This window comes from Rhodanobacter glycinis, from assembly GCF_900114325.1.
Taxonomy (GTDB): domain Bacteria; phylum Pseudomonadota; class Gammaproteobacteria; order Xanthomonadales; family Rhodanobacteraceae; genus Rhodanobacter_A; species Rhodanobacter_A glycinis.
The window spans coordinates 35,584-49,894 of record NZ_FOSR01000021.1; the positions used below are offsets into that span (position 1 = coordinate 35,584).

15 protein-coding genes are annotated in these 14,311 nt (G+C 63.8%); 7 read left to right on the plus strand and 8 right to left on the minus strand.

All coding sequences use genetic code 11. The features are described from left to right. Positions 1-171: 171 nt before the first annotated feature. Positions 172-876, plus strand: a complete 705-nt coding sequence (locus tag BMY90_RS16115) for a glutathione S-transferase N-terminal domain-containing protein (protein ID WP_092705202.1) — start codon at positions 172-174, stop codon at positions 874-876. Between the two features lie 139 nt (positions 877-1,015). On the opposite strand, the gene BMY90_RS16120 is transcribed toward BMY90_RS16115, so the two are convergent. Continuing rightward, on the minus strand, positions 1,016-3,220 hold the full coding sequence (locus BMY90_RS16120; RefSeq protein WP_092705203.1) for a penicillin acylase family protein: 2,205 nt from the start codon (positions 3,218-3,220) through the stop codon (positions 1,016-1,018). A 228-nt stretch (positions 3,221-3,448) separates the two neighbouring features. Here BMY90_RS16120 and BMY90_RS16125 point away from each other — a divergent pair, with 228 nt between their 5' ends. Next, positions 3,449-3,871 carry a VOC family protein gene (locus tag BMY90_RS16125; protein WP_092705204.1) on the plus strand — a complete coding sequence of 141 codons (423 nt, stop codon included), beginning with the start codon at positions 3,449-3,451 and terminating at the stop codon, positions 3,869-3,871. Positions 3,872-3,874: 3 nt separating this feature from the next. Here BMY90_RS16125 and kch read toward each other — a convergent pair whose 3' ends face one another. Further along, positions 3,875-5,086: a voltage-gated potassium channel protein gene (gene kch, locus BMY90_RS16130; protein WP_092705205.1), complete on the minus strand. Its 1,212-nt coding sequence runs from the start codon at positions 5,084-5,086 to the stop codon at positions 3,875-3,877. A gap of 210 nt (positions 5,087-5,296) precedes the next feature. Next, on the minus strand, positions 5,297-5,995 hold the full coding sequence (gene msrA, locus BMY90_RS16135) for a peptide-methionine (S)-S-oxide reductase MsrA (RefSeq protein ID WP_092705206.1): 699 nt from the start codon (positions 5,993-5,995) through the stop codon (positions 5,297-5,299). 125 nt (positions 5,996-6,120) lie between these two features. Here msrA and BMY90_RS16140 point away from each other — a divergent pair, with 125 nt between their 5' ends. Then, positions 6,121-6,942 carry an arylamine N-acetyltransferase family protein gene (locus BMY90_RS16140; protein ID WP_092705207.1) on the plus strand — a complete coding sequence of 274 codons (822 nt, stop codon included), beginning with the start codon at positions 6,121-6,123 and terminating at the stop codon, positions 6,940-6,942. Between the two features lie 266 nt (positions 6,943-7,208). Here the strand turns inward: BMY90_RS16140 and BMY90_RS16145 are convergent, their stop codons facing one another. The 3 genes from BMY90_RS16145 to BMY90_RS16155 are packed head-to-tail and all read right to left on the minus strand — an operon-like array spanning position 7,209 to position 8,283. Continuing rightward, on the minus strand, positions 7,209-7,442 hold the full coding sequence (locus BMY90_RS16145; RefSeq protein ID WP_008208942.1) for an RNA-binding S4 domain-containing protein: 234 nt from the start codon (positions 7,440-7,442) through the stop codon (positions 7,209-7,211). Positions 7,443-7,444: 2 nt separating this feature from the next. Next, the gene (locus BMY90_RS16150) at positions 7,445-7,882 is read right to left on the minus strand and encodes a barstar family protein (protein ID WP_092705208.1); all 438 of its coding nucleotides are present in this window, start codon (positions 7,880-7,882) and stop codon (positions 7,445-7,447) included. Beyond that, the gene (locus BMY90_RS16155) at positions 7,879-8,283 is read right to left on the minus strand and encodes a guanyl-specific ribonuclease (RefSeq protein ID WP_092705209.1); all 405 of its coding nucleotides are present in this window, start codon (positions 8,281-8,283) and stop codon (positions 7,879-7,881) included. The genes BMY90_RS16150 and BMY90_RS16155 overlap by 4 nt, the downstream gene beginning before the upstream one ends. Positions 8,284-8,534: 251 nt before the next feature. Between BMY90_RS16155 and BMY90_RS16160 the strand changes: the two genes are divergently transcribed. The 3 genes from BMY90_RS16160 (at position 8,535) to BMY90_RS16170 (ending at position 12,733) form a co-directional block, all read left to right on the plus strand. Beyond that, the gene (locus tag BMY90_RS16160) at positions 8,535-10,190 is read left to right on the plus strand and encodes a serine hydrolase (protein WP_092705210.1); all 1,656 of its coding nucleotides are present in this window, start codon (positions 8,535-8,537) and stop codon (positions 10,188-10,190) included. Between the two features lie 224 nt (positions 10,191-10,414). Continuing rightward, positions 10,415-12,061, plus strand: coding sequence for an alpha/beta hydrolase (locus BMY90_RS16165; protein WP_092705211.1), 1,647 nt, complete (start codon positions 10,415-10,417; stop codon positions 12,059-12,061). 180 nt (positions 12,062-12,241) lie between these two features. Next, complete coding sequence (locus tag BMY90_RS16170) at positions 12,242-12,733, plus strand: DUF3761 domain-containing protein (RefSeq protein WP_092705212.1); 492 nt, start codon at positions 12,242-12,244, stop codon at positions 12,731-12,733. Positions 12,734-12,933: 200 nt separating this feature from the next. Here the strand turns inward: BMY90_RS16170 and BMY90_RS17295 are convergent, their stop codons facing one another. Together BMY90_RS17295 and BMY90_RS17115 are read right to left on the minus strand one after the other, a co-directional pair. Continuing rightward, positions 12,934-13,503, minus strand: a complete 570-nt coding sequence (locus BMY90_RS17295) for a hypothetical protein (RefSeq protein WP_217638586.1) — start codon at positions 13,501-13,503, stop codon at positions 12,934-12,936. A 137-nt stretch (positions 13,504-13,640) separates the two neighbouring features. Next, positions 13,641-14,087 carry a hypothetical protein gene (locus tag BMY90_RS17115; protein WP_139201781.1) on the minus strand — a complete coding sequence of 149 codons (447 nt, stop codon included), beginning with the start codon at positions 14,085-14,087 and terminating at the stop codon, positions 13,641-13,643. On the opposite strand from BMY90_RS17115, the gene BMY90_RS17360 reads away from it, so the two are divergent. Then, on the plus strand, positions 14,086-14,311 hold a 226-nt coding region (locus tag BMY90_RS17360), incomplete at its 3' end, for a hypothetical protein (protein ID WP_217638587.1). The genes BMY90_RS17115 and BMY90_RS17360 overlap by 2 nt on opposite strands.

Here is a 14,311-nt window from a genome sequence, read left to right on the forward strand (position 1 = left end):
CGCCACTCCCGGCACCACGGCGGCTGCAGGCGTTGCCAATGCTTCAAGTTACCGCGTTCGGTCCCGTTCTTGCACTGATGTGGGACAAATCGTTGGCCTCGCCACGTGTGGCGTATTGAATCGGTTCGCCGCGGACTCCATTCTCATGCACTTGCCCCGCAGGAATTTGCCATGTCCACGCTTGCCGATTTTCCCGTCGTCCGTCGCTGGCCGGCGACGCATCCCGATCGTATCCAGCTGTATTCGCTGAACACGCCCAATGGCGTGAAGGCATCGATCATGCTGGAGGAGACGGGTTTGCCTTACGAGGCGCATCTGGTCGACATCATGAAGGACGAGAGTCATCTGCCGGAGTTCCTCGCACTCAATCCCAACGGCAAGATTCCCGCGATGATCGACCCCGACGGCCCGGATGGCAAAGCGCTGGGCCTGTTCGAATCCGGCGCGATCCTGATGTACCTGGCCGAAAAGAGCGGCAAGTTCATGCCATCCGATGCGGCCGGTCGCTGGGAGACGATCCAGTGGGTGTTTTTCCAGATGGCCTCGATCGGGCCGATGTTCGGGCAGGTGGGTTTCTTCAACAAGTTCGCTGGCAAGGCGTACGAGGACAAGCGCCCGCTGCAGCGCTATGCCACCGAGTCGCAGCGCTTGCTCGGCGTGCTGGATGGCCGGCTGGATGGCCGCGACTGGATCATGGGCGCCGACTACGGCATCGCCGACATCGCCACGCTGGGTTGGGTGAACAACCTCATCACCTTCTACGAGGCGCGCGAGCTGGTGCAGTTCGACCGCTACGCCAATGTGGCCGCATGGCTTGAGCGTGGCCTGGCGCGGCCGGCGGTGCAGCGCGGGCTGGCGATTCCAGCGCGCGGCTGAAGCGACGACAGGTTCAGCCATGTAGGAGCGCACCCTGTGCGCGAATTGCTCTTGGTTTCGACCGGGCAAGAGCATTCGCGCACAGGGTGCGCTCCTACCATTGAAACTGATGGCGGTGTTTCACGAGCTCTGGCGTGACTTATTCGCCCGGGTGGTAAACCCGCTCGGTGTGGCCTTTCAGCTGGTCCGGCCAGAAGTACACCGTGCGCAGGTTGCCGGTGGTGTAGCGCTCGGCCTCGTCGTCGAAGTGCTTCGAATCGGGATGGCCGCTTTCGCCGCCGGCGGTGATCGCGCGGGCGCTCACCTTGGGGCCGAATTCGACCACCGCGACGAAGCTGTTGCCACTGGTGCCGTAGTAACGCTTGGTGCCCGGCCAGCGGTGCGCGCCGAACGAGGCCAGTGAACCCCAGCGCGACGACACGAATGGCACCGGAATGCTGGGCTTGCTGTCGTCGAAATGCGATGCGATGGCATCGTCCAGGCGCTGGAAACGGTTGATCTGCCCCCACGCCACGCCCCAGCTTCCGAAGTCGTGGACCAGCCGATCAACGGCTTCGTCCAGCGCATGCAATCGCTCTTGCGCACCGGCGGCGCCGGCCATGTAGTCGTACGGCGAAACGTCGAGTGCCTTGGCCTTGGCGTAGGTCTCGTTCCACAACGTGTCGCCCCAGAACACTGCCAGCGACGTGGGCATGGAGGCGATGCCCCAGCGATCGTCCCAGTGGCGCAACAGTTCGATCGGCCCGGCCAGCTTCACGTGTTGCGGATCGCTGGCGGGCAGCGCGTCGTAGTCGTGCAGCAGGATCGGGATCAGCCGTGCGAAGGCGGGCAAGTTTGAATCGAATGCCGTGGTGATCAGCTTGGGCAGACTGAAGCCGCTGGCGTCGGTAAGCATCTGCGTGGCGTGGATGCCGCGCGGATTCTCGCCGAAGGTATCAATGTAGCGCGGAAAGTCGGCCTTTTTCGGGCTGTACTTGCCGGCGGCCGAATACGGCCAGTCGTTGGTGTTCATCGCCCAGCCGTTGGGCGGATTCACCGCTTGCGGCAACTGGTCCAGCGGGGTGAGGCCGTGCCAGTCGGTGGCCGGATTGCTGCCGTCGACCGGCTTGGTGTAATCGAAGCGGTTGTCGCGTTTGGGCACGAATTGCGGCATCAGGAAGGCGATCTCGCCCTTGTCGTCGGCGAACAGCGTGTTGTTGGACGAGTTGGCCTTGAGCTCGGCGACTTTCATGTAGCTGGCGTAGTCATGCGCCTTGGTACGCAGCCAGCTCTGTTCCAGTGCGCGCATCGGACGATTCATCAGCGTGGTGGCGATCCACTTGCCGTCGGCCTTGCGCACGATCGGGCCGTGCTTGGTGAAGTAAGCGGTAAAGCTGCGCGATGTCATCGTGCCATCGGTGGCTCGGTAAGGCACGACAATCGTGCGTTCGGTTACCGGCAGTAGCTTGTCACCGTAGCGATAGAACAGCTTGCCGCCCTTGTGCACGATGGTCTCGGCGAATTCATCCACCGCATCCATGCCGGTGGAGGTATGCATCCAGCCGATGTGCTGGTTGAAGCCCTGGTAGACGAAGAACTGGCCCCAGGTCACCGCGCCGTAGGCGTCTAGCCCCTCGTTGCTGGACATCTGCAACTCGGAGCGGAAATAAAACGAGGTATGCGGATTGATCAGCAGCAGCGCGTGTCCGTCCGTGCTGAGCTTCGGTGCGATGGCGATGCCGTTGGAACCGGTGGGTTCGGCCCAGCTCGGCGGATTCACTTGTGCGAGGGCCGGGTGCTCGTCACCGTAGAAAACCGCCAGTTGCTTCAGCGATACGCGCTCGATATCGCCACCGATGCTGCCTTCGCTGAAGGACAGCGCCATCCACGATTCGAAGTGATGGATCACGCGCGGGCGCACGTCCGGGTGGGTGGCCAGGTAATCGTTGAGGCCATCGGCCCAGGCGTCCATCAGCTTTTTCAGCCACGCCGGGCTTTGCGCGTACTTCTGTTTCAGTACCACCGGGTCGATGAACAGCTTCATGCGCAGATCGCGCCAGATTGCCGACCGGCCCTCGGTTTCGGCCAGCCGCCCCATGGCGTTGAGGTAGTTGGTCTCGACCCGGTTGAAGTCGTCCTCGGCTTGCGCGTAGGCCATGCCGAACACTGCGTCGGCATCGGTCTTGCCGTGTACGTGGGCAATGCCCCAGTCATCGCGGGTGATGGTGACGGCCTGCGACTCGCGCTGCCAGCGTGCCTGTTCGGGCGTGGTTGCCTGCGCGGCAGTGGCGAGGCCGAGCGTGAGCAGTGCGGCCAGCGGCAAAAGTGCGTGCGCAGCGGTGCGGCGTGATGGGTGGGTGTGCATGGATGTGGGTCCCCTTGGCAGGCGGCGACGTTTGGGCTGTCGTCCGTTCAGCGCGTGTGGCAAGTCGTTTCCAACAGTAGCAGGCGGCGCCGGCCGTGGCAGGGACATGCGCCATTCGTCGGGGGTGATGGCGCAGGTTGCGACGTGTCGATTTCGGGCCGGCTGGTTCGTCGTGACCATGGATATCCCATGCCGGAATCCATTGCCCACGACAAAGGAAGACGTCCCATGCACATCAATCCCTACCTTTTCTTCGAAGGCCGCTGCGATGAGGCCATCGACTTCTATCGGCAGGCGCTGGATGCCGAAGTGCTGATGCGGTTGCGCTACGGCGACGGCCCGGACGGCAGCTGCCCTGGCGGCACGAAGCCGCCGGCGGACAAGGTCATGCACGCTTGCATCCAGTTGGGCTCGACCCAGCTGATGATGTCCGACGGCATGTGCAGCGGCCAGCCGCAGTTCAAGGGCGTGGCCTTGTCGCTGACTGCGACAAGTGACGCCGATGCACGGCGACGCTTCGACGCCCTCGCTGAAGGCGGGCAAGTCCAGATGCCGCTGGGGCCGAGCTTCTTCGCCAGCAGCTTCGGCATGCTGGAAGACCGTTTCGGCGTGTCATGGATGGTGGTGGTGCCGAGCGCGCCGGCGAGCTGAACGTCAGCTCGGCTTGGCGGGTTCGGATACCTGCTGGAACACGCGCTGCATCACGAAGTCCGGCGTCACCTGTTCGCCGGACAACAGCATGGCCAGCAGTTCGCCGCCGAGCACTTGCGGGGCGATCACCACGTCAGGTTGCACCAGCTTCACGCGGCTGAGATGGCGCGCATCGTTGACCGCGGCGACCGTGCGCGCGTGGCCTTCCAGTTCTTTCACCGCCAGCACCACGAAGGCGTTTTCCGAATCGTCGGCCAGCATCGCCAACACCGCTTCGGCGCGATGCGCGCCGGCCTCGCGCAGGATCTCGGTGCTGCTGGGGTCGCCCACCACGTAATCGGTGTCCTTCAGCTCGCCTTCTTCCGGTGCCTCGCGCAGCAGGCGGGTGACCGGGCGACCGCGACGGGCCAGCTCGTGCCAGGTGTTGATGGCCAGCGAGGTATTGCCGATCACCACGAAATGGTTTTCACGTTTCATGCGCGAACCCTTGCGATTGACGATGCGTTGCAGACTGCGGCTGACCATCGGCGCGATCACCGCGGTCAACGACGTGGCGAACACCGCCACGCCCAGCACGATCACCGAGACGGTGAACAATTTGGCTTCGGAGGTTTGCGGCGTGATATCGCCGTAACCCACCGTGCTCATGGTGACCATGGAAAAGTACAGCGCCGTGACCAGGTCAGTGATCTGCGGCTTGAAATCCATGCCCAGATAGTACGCGCCGAAGGTGGCGTACATCAGCAGCATCGCCACCGAGGTCAGTGCGAACAAGGTGCTGGCGGCGACGCTGGTGCGGTCGAACTGCCGCCAGGAGAACAGCAAGGCCACCAGCACGAAGACGAAATACGCCAGCAGGACATGGTCGTGATGGCTGTGCTGGCCGATCACCAGGCTGAAGGTGCCGACGATTTCCAGCAGCAGCGCCATGGTCCAGGCCAGCCGCGAACGCCACAACAGGCCCAGCGCCATGGTCAGCATGCCGCCGCCGATCAGCAGCGATGGCAGCATCTTCGGCTGCAGGTGCGAAGCGTTGAGCACCAGTAGCTGGGCGTAATCGTGCCAGTGCGTACCCAGCTCGGCACGCAGCAGCGACAGGCCCGCCAGCCCCAGCAGCAGTGCCAACGGCACGTGGGGGAACCAGTGCCGGCCGCGCACGACATGGTGGAAGCGTTGCAGCTGGGCGCGCAGGCGCCGGATCGGAGCGGGAGTCATCGTGGTATGCGCAGTTCCTTGGCAACCGCGTCAGCGGTGATCGCGAGTATGGCGCTCACCTTAGCAAGCCGTGCGATCAGGGCCAACTTCCACCCGTGCGCAAACGCGCGGCCGGAGCCGCGAAGTCGGCTCGTCTGCCGAGTTTTCTCCCGCTCGAGTGGCCAGGACCGGGGCAGCGCGTGCCACGCCCGGCCCACTGTGGAAAAGCCGTCAGTGCAACTGCACGTCGACCAGGGTCGGAGTTTCCTGGTACAGCGTCGGGAAGGTGCGCTTCAACTGGGTGAGTTTCGGCGCATCGTTGATCGCGACGTACAGGTTGTTCGGGTGCAGTTGCACGTAATTCTGGTGATAGGCCTCGCCCATGTAGAACGTGTGCAATGGGGCCACCCGGGTGACGATGGGCGCCGCGAACACCTTCGCGGCAGTGAGCTGGGCGATGTAGGCGTCAGCGACGCGTTGCTGCATCGGGTTTGCGTAGAAGATTTCCGAGCGATATTGCGTGCCGCTGTCCGGACCTTGCCGGTTGAGTTCGGTGGGATCGTGGGCCACGGCGAAATACACCTGCAACAACTGGCCGTAACTGACCACCGACGGGTCGAAACGCAGCTCGATCGACTCGGCATGGCCGGTATCGCCGTCACTGACATCGGCGTAGTTCGCGGTCGCCGCACTGCCACCGGTGTAGCCGGCCCAGACATGGCGCACGCCGCGCACGTGCTCGAACACGGCCTGCATGCCCCAGAAGCAGCCGCCGGCGAACACGGCGGTGCGGTCGCCCTGGGGTGTCGTCAGCTTGGGGGCATCGAGAGTGGGTGCGGGTACCGGGCGCTCCGCGGCGCTGGCGCTGCAGGCGGCAAGCCCGGCCAGGAGCACCAAGGCAACGAGGTGGGCGAGGGGACGATGACGCATGGCGAAACTCCGCAGCGGTGGGTACCTGTTGATTCGCTGCATCGGTTTGCCCGGTTACCTGATCGATGCCAGGCCGGGCGCGGGAGGCCGGTGGTATCGTGATAGTCCCGCCTGTCAAAAATGCCATGAGCGACGATTTCGACCTGAACGCCTATCTGCGACGCATCGGCTATCACCCGACGCCGGCCGTCGACGTGCAAACGCTGCGCGGGTTGGCCGTGGCCCATGTCGCGGCGTTGCCCTTCGAGAACCTCAACCCGTGGCTTGGCATGCCGGTGCTGTTGTCGGTCGATGCGCTGGAACGCAAGCTGGTGCAGGGTGGCCGTGGCGGTTATTGCTTCGAGCAGAACGGGCTGTTTGCCGCTGCCTTGCGCGCGATCGGTTTCGAGGTGCAGACCTTGATTGCCCGGGTGCTGTGGAATCGGCCCGAGGATGCGATCACCGCGCAGACCCACATGTTGTTGCAGATCACGCTGGATGGCGAAAGCTGGCTGGCCGACGTGGGTTTCGGCGCGCTGGCGCTGGCGGGCGCGTTGCGTCTGCAACCCGATATCGAACAACCCACCGCGCTGGAGCCATTCCGCCTGCTGCAGCACGGCGACGAATGGGTCATGCAAGGCTGCGTGCGCGGCGCGTGGTTGCCCTTGTACCGCTTCGATCTGCGGCCGCATCCGCCGATCGATTACGAGGTGGCCAACCACTACGTTTCGACCCATCCGCAATCGCACTTCGTGAATCTCCTGATCGTGGATCGAACGGCATCGGACCGGCGCCTGAGCCTGTGTGACCGCGAGTTCACCGTGCGCCGGCTGGGTGCCGAGCCGGAGCGGCGCACGTTGCGCAGTGTCGCCGAGTTGCGGCACGTGCTGGAAAGCGAATTCCTGCTGCGGCTTCCTGACGAGGACGCGCTGGATCGCCGGCTGGAGGCGTTGCCTGAGGGGGATTGAGGTGGCGGCGTGGCTTCGACTTCGCGCCTGCGGCGCTACGCTCGGCCCGAACTGCCCATCGTTCGCCCAGAAGGTTTGACGATCTTTTGTAGGAGCCCGCTCGCGGGCGATGCCGTTGTTTTGAGTTTCTCTCTGTCCACCATGGCAAGAGCATCGCCCGCGAGCGGGCTCCTGCCAGGGCTTTGAACGTTCATGGCGGGGAGAGGATGAACTTCTCGACGGCCCTGGGCGCCGGGCGGTGTACGCCGTGCTTCGGAACGCGCCGCTCAGTCGTTGGCGGTGTCGAGCGCCACCACGTGAATCTCCACATCCTCGATCCGTACCACCTGGCCTGCGTGAATCTTGCAGGTCTTGCGCAGTTCCACCTGGCCATCCACGCTCACGTCGCCGCTGGCGACAATGGCCTTGCCGGCGCCGCCGCTGTCGCACAGGCCGGTCAGTTTCAGCAGCTGGTTGAGTTCGACGTAATCGCGGTCGAGTTCGAAGGTGAGGAAATGCACGGTCAGGCCTGGGTATCGGAGTGGTCGGTGTCGGGCAGGGCGAGGAAGGCGAAGAACGGCCGCTCGTGTTCCAGCGCGAAGGTGGCGGCGTCGTCGAGGATGCCGAGCAAGATGTCGAATTCGAGACCGTCGGCACGGCGCAGGTCGGCGGCATGGCCAAACAGCAGCGCATGGCCCCAGGCGTCCTGCCACACCGGGTCGCGCAGGCAGTCGGCCAGGGCATCCCAGTTGTGGCCGAAGTCGGCCGGCAGCGGCAGCGCGGTTGCCATGCGCCGGAGCAGGTCGGCCTTGCCATGGCAATGGGCAAGATCCACACGGATCACGCTGAGCTCTTCACGCACCGCGGCGGCGGCCATGCTGTCCAGGTCGTCCTCGTCCACGAAATACACGCCGCTGTGGGCGGGGCGGGAAAGGTTCAGTTCGGCGTCGTGCGTGTTCATGGGTGCCAGCTGAAGCGGCGGAAGCTGCGGTAGTGGTCGTCAGTGTAGTAGTAGACCATCGGCGGTGTGCCGCCGGTGATGATGCGGCGGGTGCCACGGGTGCGTGCCCCCGGGGTTTCCACGGTGTACTCGTGGTAGTAACCGCGCGGCTGCTTTGGCAGCAGGCCCTCGTAATTGCCGAACACCACCCCGTCCTGATGGTGCGGGAACGGGCCGCCGCGAGCGATCAGTGCCAGTGTCTGGCGTGCCTCCGGCGGCAGGAAAGCGGGCAGGCCGGTGTCTCCCGCGGCGGTGGCCGTAGCGCTCGGCGTGTTCGGGGCGGTCGTATGTGTCCCCTCCCGCTGCCAGATGAACGCCAGCGCGAGAATGACAACGACAAGCAGCGGTTTCCAGGAGCGCATGGGGGCGGCCGGCAATGGACAGGCGGACAGCTTAACGGATGGTGCGGAGGCCTCACGAGCCAGATTCCGTATCGCAAGAAATTGCACGCACGTGGGGTGGCCTCGCGATTGCGCACTTGCCCGCGGTCGTTCCGCCTTGGCCTCCCGAGTAACTCGTTTTTCTGGGAGTGGCATCGGGCGTGACTTCCAGCGCTGGCCTCGCGGCGATTTTGCCGCGATAGTGGGCGGATTCGTATCCACTGGAGCCGACGATGTCCCAGCGTTCCCTCTCCCTGCGCCTGGCCGTGTGCAGCGCGTTGTTCGCCTTTGCCGCCGCAGCGAGCGCCCAGACAGCACCGGCGGCCTCGCCGACCAGCGCTTCGGCGGTCACGCAAGCGGCGCTGCCGGCGCAGTTGCAGGATTTCACCGCCTATGTCGACAACACCCTGAAAACCTTCAAGGTGCCGGGCGTGGCGGTGGCCATCGTCAAGGATGGCAAGGTGGTGATGGAGCAGGGCTTTGGCGTGCGCGAGATCGGCAAGCCGACCAAGGTGGATGCGAACACGTCGTTCGCGATCGCCTCCAACACCAAGGCCTTCACCGCCGCCTCGCTGCAGATGCTGGCCGACGAGGGCAAGCTGGACATGGACGCGCGGGTGATCGATTACCTGCCGTGGTTCCGCATGTCCAACAGCTACGTGACCCACGAAATGCGCGTTCGCGACCTGCTGGCGCATCGCAGCGGCCTGAGCCTGGGCGCGGGCGATCTGCTGTACTGGCCGCCGACCAGCTACACCACCAAGGACGTGGTGGAGCGGTTGGCGAAGGTGCCGATCAAGAACAGCTTCCGCGGACACTACGCCTACGACAACATCCTGTTCGCGGTGGCCACGCTGGTGATCGAGAAGGTCTCCGGCGAAAGCTACGCCAACTTCGTGCGCGACCACATCTTCAAGCCGGTGGGCATGGACGAGTCGCTGATCGACTGCACCTACCTCAAGCCCGGCATGGACGTGGCCACCGGTCACGCGCCGTACAACTTCAAGGACATCAAGCCGGTGCCGCCGATGGCCTGGCTCAACGATCCGGGCGCCGGCGGCATCTACGCCAGCGTGCACGACCTGGCCAAGTGGATGAATGTGCAACTCGCCGGCGGCAAGCTGCCGGATGGCAAGCAACTGTTCTCCGAGAAGAGCCACCACGAGATGTGGTCGATGCTCACGCCGATCCCGATCCACAAGCCGTCGATCCCCGAGCTGGCCCCGCTCACGCCGGAGTACTACGGCTACGGCGAGGGCTGGTTCCTCAGCACCTACCAGGGCCAGAAACTGGTCTGGCACACCGGCGGCTGGCCGGGCTTCGTTTCGCGCGTGACGATGGTGCCGAAGCTGCACCTGGGCGTGGTGGTGCTGACCAACCAGCAGTCCGGCGCAGCGTTCAACGCCATCACCTATCGCGTGCTCGACGCCTACATGAATCCCGGCAAGAAGACCGATTGGGTCGCGGTGTACGACAAGGCGGTGAAGCAGTTCAATGCCAACGCCGACACTAGCTGGGCCAAGCACGAGGCCGCGCGCGACAAGCACAGCAAGCCGTCGCTGCCGCTGGCGCAGTACGCCGGCACCTATCGTGACCCGTGGTACGGCGACATCGTCATCACCGACCAGAACGGCAAGCTGCGCATGCGCTTCAGCAAGACCAAGCAGCTGATCGGCACGATGACGCCATGGCAGCACGACACCTTCATCGTGCGCTGGGACGACCGCTCGCTCGACGCCGATGCTTTCGTCAATTTCGCGCTGGACGATGATGGCCATGTGCGCGAGATGCGCATCAAGCCGGTCTCGCCACGTACCGATTTCAGCTTCGATTTCCAGGATCTGCGGCCGGTGCCGGTCAAGGCGAGTGCGGACACGGGAGGGCATTGATTCGAACGACACTTGCTTGAGACCACTCGGCCTCCAACCGTTCGCGCTGAGCGTAGCCCGCGCAGCGGGCGGAGTCGAAGCGCAATCAATGGCGGCTGGGCCGCTCTGGCATGCCCTTCGACTTCGACCTACGGCCTGCGCTCAGGGCGAACGGGTGTCATCAAGGCAAAACAACGTATCCACAGACGTTGCAGGTAGATCATTTCACCCAAGGGGAGTCGCACATGCGTCACCAACATATCTTCGCCGCGCTGCTCGGCTGCGGGCTGTTGCTGGGCGGCAATGCCGTCGCGCGGCAGCCAGCTGCTGCGCCGGTCACCACGCCGAACCACGATTTTTTCCACATCCAGCTGGGCGCGCATGAGACCACGGCGACCTCCGGCCGCCTGCTGCTGTTCGCGATCGATGCCAAGGACGCCGAAGCGGCGACCAAGGACGGCAAGGTGGACGACGTCGACACCAGCCCGTTCTTTCCCACGCAGACATCCGTCGCCGCGCGCGAAGTGAGTCGGCTGGTGCCGGGGCAAGTCATCGACATCGATGCCGACCACACCGCGTTTCCCGCGGGCTGGTCGAGCCTGCCGCCGGGCGACTACTACGTGCAGGCCGTGCTGGACGTCAATCACGACTACAACTATACCGGCCGCGGTGCGGGCGATTTGATCAGCAGCGTGGTGAAGATGCACCTGCCGGCCTCGTCGATCCCCACGCTGGACCTGGACAAGACGCTGCCCGCGCATGACCCGTGGGTACTCAGCAGCCGGGCGCCCGACGCCTTGCGCAAGGCCTTGCTGGTGGCGCGCCAGCATGCGCGGCTGATCGATTTCGATAGCCCGTCGCTCAGCGCGTTCTGGGGTCGTCCAATCTATATGCGCGGTCGCGTGCTGCTGCCGCCGAACTACGACGCCAAGTCGAAGAAGACCTGGCCGGTGGTGTATTACACGCAGGGCTTCGGCGGTAACAACGACCGCGTGATCGGTACCCTGGCAAACGTCTACGCGGCGATGGCCAAGGGCGACATGCCGCCGATGATCTGGGTGTTCCTGGACGAGTCCAGCCCCACCGGGACGCACGAGTTCGCCGACTCGGTGAACAACGGTCCGTGGGGCCATGCGCTGACCACCGAGCTGATCCCGCACCTGGAATCCACCTACCGCATGGACGCCGATGCCGACGGCCGCTTCCTGCAAGGCCATTCCTCGGGCGGTTGGGCCACGCTGTGGCTGCAGACGCGCTACCCGAAGATCTTCGGCGGCACTTGGTCCACCTCGCCCGATCCCAGTGACTTCCACGACTTCACCGGCGTGGATCTGTACGCGCCGAACGCCAACGTCTACTACAAGCCGGACGGCACGCCGTACCCGCTGGTGCGCAACAAGGGCAGGGTGCTGGCCACGTTCCAGCAGTTCGCCAAGCTCGAGCGCGTGCTGGGACCGTACGGCGGCCAGTTGGCCTCGTTCGAGTGGGTGTTCTCGCCCAAGGGCAAGGGGGGCCGACCGGAACAGATGTTCAATCGTGACACCGGTGCCGTCGACCCCGCCGTGGTCAGCTATTGGCGCGACCACTACGACATCGCGTATCGCCTGCAACACAACTGGCCAGAGTTGAAGAAGAATCTCGACGGCAAGATCCACCTGTACGTGGGCACTGCCGATACCTTCTATCTGGACGGTGCCGCGCACAAGCTCGAGGCGGTGCTGGACGGCTTGCATGCGAAGTCCGACATCCGCTTCTTCCCGGGACGTACCCACTTCGACCTGTACCGCATCGGCGACGATCGCAATGGCCTGCTGAAACAAATCAGCTGGTCGATGTACGCGATCGCCCGTCCGAAATCCAAGCTCAAGCCGGTAGGCGGAACAGCGCCCTGAGCGTAGGCGGCGACCGACTCGACGGTCGCCGCACTTTTCCCCATAGTGGTCACCGCGGGCACCTGTGCTGACAGGTGCCCGGATGGCGTGACGGAACGTCACCGCTACGCGTTTCCTGCAGGCAGCGGGCAACGTGACGCAACCGTCGCGTGACATGGAATCCATGGAGGAGAAGTCACAATGAAATCACTCGGTTTGATCACCGTTCTGTCCGCCGCCCTGATGGCCGTTCCCTGTGCGTATGCGCAACAGGCCGCGACGCCGGCCGGCGCCACCGGACAATGCAAGGACGGCAGTTACACCACCCAGGCGCACAAGCGCGGCGCATGCCGCGGGCACCAGGGCGTCAAGGCGTGGTACGCCAGCGCGGATGCACCCGCTGCGACCGCCAAGGTCGATGCGACACCGGATGCGTCAGCAACACCCGCAGAACCCGCCAGGCATGCGAAAGCTGCCCCCGCCGGCAAACGTTCGATGGCATGGACCCAGCCCGCCGCCATCGCAGCGCCCGGAGGTGGCCCGGGCATGGTCTGGGTCAACGCCGGCAGCAAGGTCTATCACTGCCAAAGCGACAAATGGTACGGCCGCACCAAACATGGCCATTACATGAAGGAAAGCGACGCCAAGGCCAAGGGCTATCACGGCCCGCGCGGGAAGGGTTGCTCGGCCTGAGCTTTTTGCCGTGGAAGCAGCACCGCATCGGGCTGGCCACGTGCCAGCCCGATGTCTTTCATGCTCTTCGGCTGTCGAGAATCGAAGGGGGGACGGAAGTTTTTCGATGTTCCCTGTGAAGGCGAAGCATGAGCATGCGGTTGAGCCGAAGATTTGCCGTACTCATCTGATGGCCGCTGGCGCCAGCGCTGGGCCGTGTATCAGCGGACCTGTCTGGACGCGTCGTTGGACCGTGCCTGGCGCCTGGATCGCATGGCGGACATCGTTGCTCTGAAGATGGCATGCAGCAGCGCCGAGATGGCCGCAAACACCACGGCCACCAGCGCCGGAAGCACGGCACCAAACGCGAAAGCCATGCCGACCACGAATCCGAAAATGCATTCGATGCGGTAAATCGGCAGCACCACCGCAAGCAGGAACAACCCGAAGAACAGGCCCGAGGTCACGGTGGATATGCCAAGCACAAAAGATGTTGCCATGGCCGTGCCATACAGCAACGAACACGCAAGGCCAGCCCGGATGCCCGCAGGCAAGCCGAACCTGGTGGATGAAGTCAGGTGATTGCGAAGCCGGATGCCCAGCAACCAGCCCAGCAAAGGCAGGACGATCAACCCGAACCAGTTCGAGATGGCAGGCAAATCAGGGCGATCCAGCAAGTGGTGACTCTGCACGCCGCCATGGGCACTCTCGTAAGCAACCAGTGCTGTCGCAAAGGCCAGCGAGAAGAAGGCAAGAAGTGCGGGCATGTGGCGGCGTGCTTGCGTGGCCATGTCAGATCACACTTGGTTCGGGTGGTGGACGTGTCGCATGACACGAAAGTCGCGCGGTGTGCAGTTTTCGCCAGTAAGTCTGTGCTGCCGCGGCGGCGCGACTTGAACCAAACGGCCTTCACCGAGCCTGAGGCGGTTCATGTTGGGGTGTGGTCCTGCGCCCCTGGACACGGCTTTTTGTATAGTGGCCCGCCGACCTGAGGCGCATGGAAATAATAGTCACTACCAGGACCTTGGGTGTTTATAGGCACGCCGTTTTTTGACTTGAGTACGGCAATAACGCCTGATTCATCCGAGATCAGCGCATCAATCATCTCTGCGGCCTTTGCTTGGCCTGGTTTCGCTTCGCGGCTATACAGGGTGAATGTTTTTTTTGAGCTACCGTCCTTCTGGATAGAAACAAGAGAGTAATGCTCATTTTCCTTGTTGATGCGGATGGTAATAGGGCCATTTGCCTCTTGGGCGTAGCACCCAAGTAGCACGTCTGCCCGGGGCGGGCTTGATGACGCGGCGAAAGCTTCTGCACTGATACAGCCGAACAAGGCAAACGGTAACAGTAGAGAAGCTTTACGTGATCCTTTCATGCGCTTTGCCCTCCATAGACGCAGACCAATGCTTGAGTTGAGCGGCGGCGGAGCCGTCCGCCTTGAACGCGGCGAAGCCGTCCGCCTTGAACGAGTAAAAAGAGACTTCCCCTCCCTTTCGGCCTCGATGGCCATGATGGTGTTGCGACACAACCGTCACTACGAAGAGGAAGTCTCCATGAGCACTATAACCATCGGCGTGGATTTGGCGAAGAGCGTGTTTT

What these genes read in the sequence shown, in the direction of transcription:
- BMY90_RS16170 (WP_092705212.1), top strand. Translation starts at nt 12,242, where the DNA reads ATGAAATCACTCGGTTTGATCACCGTTCTGTCCGCCGCCCTGATGGCC.
- msrA (WP_092705206.1), bottom strand. Translation starts at nt 5,995, where the DNA reads ATGCGTCATCGTCCCCTCGCCCACCTCGTTGCCTTGGTGCTCCTGGCC.
- BMY90_RS16150 (WP_092705208.1), bottom strand. Translation starts at nt 7,882, where the DNA reads ATGAACACGCACGACGCCGAACTGAACCTTTCCCGCCCCGCCCACAGC.
- BMY90_RS16115 (WP_092705202.1), top strand. Translation starts at nt 172, where the DNA reads ATGTCCACGCTTGCCGATTTTCCCGTCGTCCGTCGCTGGCCGGCGACG.
- BMY90_RS17295 (WP_217638586.1), bottom strand. Translation starts at nt 13,503, where the DNA reads ATGGCCACGCAAGCACGCCGCCACATGCCCGCACTTCTTGCCTTCTTC.
- BMY90_RS17115 (WP_139201781.1), bottom strand. Translation starts at nt 14,087, where the DNA reads ATGAAAGGATCACGTAAAGCTTCTCTACTGTTACCGTTTGCCTTGTTC.
- BMY90_RS16140 (WP_092705207.1), top strand. Translation starts at nt 6,121, where the DNA reads ATGAGCGACGATTTCGACCTGAACGCCTATCTGCGACGCATCGGCTAT.
- BMY90_RS16165 (WP_092705211.1), top strand. Translation starts at nt 10,415, where the DNA reads ATGCGTCACCAACATATCTTCGCCGCGCTGCTCGGCTGCGGGCTGTTG.
- kch (WP_092705205.1), bottom strand. Translation starts at nt 5,086, where the DNA reads ATGACTCCCGCTCCGATCCGGCGCCTGCGCGCCCAGCTGCAACGCTTC.
- BMY90_RS16160 (WP_092705210.1), top strand. Translation starts at nt 8,535, where the DNA reads ATGTCCCAGCGTTCCCTCTCCCTGCGCCTGGCCGTGTGCAGCGCGTTG.
- BMY90_RS16125 (WP_092705204.1), top strand. Translation starts at nt 3,449, where the DNA reads ATGCACATCAATCCCTACCTTTTCTTCGAAGGCCGCTGCGATGAGGCC.
- BMY90_RS16120 (WP_092705203.1), bottom strand. Translation starts at nt 3,220, where the DNA reads ATGCACACCCACCCATCACGCCGCACCGCTGCGCACGCACTTTTGCCG.
- BMY90_RS16155 (WP_092705209.1), bottom strand. Translation starts at nt 8,283, where the DNA reads ATGCGCTCCTGGAAACCGCTGCTTGTCGTTGTCATTCTCGCGCTGGCG.